The sequence below is a fragment of the Mesorhizobium sp. M1409 genome, from assembly GCF_040317535.1.
Lineage (GTDB): Bacteria > Pseudomonadota > Alphaproteobacteria > Rhizobiales > Rhizobiaceae > Mesorhizobium.
The window spans coordinates 1-1,278 of record NZ_JAMYKV010000147.1 but is presented as its reverse complement, the minus strand read 5'-3'; the positions used below and the strand labels follow the sequence as shown (position 1 = coordinate 1,278).

Here is a 1,278-nt window from a genome sequence, read left to right as displayed (position 1 = left end):
TATTCATATATGAAGGCCATCTGATTGAGGGAGGATCGGTCTCTTGGTCGGCTCGGATTGACCGGCGGCGGCTTGTCGATGGCGTTTATTTTTCGCCGCCCGAACAGGTATTGGGCGACCAGCTCTGTGAACCGCAGGATTGGAATGGCGACACCTCGGGTGCGCGCGACGATGCGCAGCAGCGCATAGGCGATCATCGCCGCGAAGAGCTGCAGGCGGATTGCATTGCCGTTGTTGCCCAGGAACTTGCCGATCTTGAGGTGCTGCTTGATCCAGCGGAACAGAAGCTCGATTTGCCAGCGGCCTTTGTAGAGCTGCCCGATCTCGACTGCGGAGCGCTCCATGTCGTTGGTCAAAAGCATGATGGTGTCGCCTTCCTGGCGCTGGATGCGCAGGCGCCGCAGGCGTATCGGCAGCTTGCAAGCGCCCTTGCTGACCAGGCTCACCTCACTGTCTTCCAGGACCAGGAAGCCGTCGCCCTGCGGCTCGGCCACGGGGCGGTTGCACACCTGCGCCAGCCCCATGTTGGTCTTGGGCCGCGTCACGAAGACCGACCCGGCCTCGGCGATCGCCGTCCACCAGCCATAGTGGCAATAGCCCTTGTCGAACACATAGGTCGCCGCGGGCTCGATAGTGATCCGGCGGCCGATCTGGGCGTCGTTGACGTTGGCGTCGGTGATGTCGAGGACGCGCGGATGGTCGGCCTTCGGGTCATAGACGACATGGACCTTCATGCCGCGGATGCGTCCGTTCGACTTGGCCCACTCGCACAGCTTGCCGAGCGGAATGGGGGTCGAGTCGATCAGCCGCAGCATGTCTTTACCCTCTTGCCGCGTCTGCCGGTCGAGCAGGCCCGCCACCAGGCTGAAGGCCTCGGCAAAAATGGCGACCGGGCGCCGTCTGTTGGCGTCCGACAAGGTCGAACGCATCAGCGGACCGCTGCCCAGGTGGTAATGATGCTGGCTGTTGGCGTTCCAACCGGCTTCCAGGCCACGCAGGCTGTCGCTGCCGCAGAACTGGGCATAGATCAACACCACCAGATGATCCCAACTCCTGAACGATTTGTCGTAGGCATCGCCGGCGTGACGATCCACAATGGCTTGGAATTGACGGCGATCCACCGCTTCAAGAAGCTGCCCGAAGATGCTAGGTGCAAAGCGCATGCCCCGTTCCTTTTCTGAGTCTCGACAACCAGAGAGAAGACGGACAAACCCCGTTTTACGGGGCATGCACATGCGGCATTTCGATTCACTCAAAACTTTCCCCGGACAGCCCTGC

Annotated in this window: 1 protein-coding gene; it reads right to left on the bottom strand. The window is 61.4% G+C overall.

All coding sequences use genetic code 11. The annotated features are described in order from the left end of the window. The coding region (locus NKG99_RS35735; RefSeq protein WP_352874170.1) for an IS4 family transposase at window positions 1-1,163 on the bottom strand (1,163 nt) is incomplete at its 3' end. Window positions 1,164-1,278 lie beyond the last annotated feature (115 nt).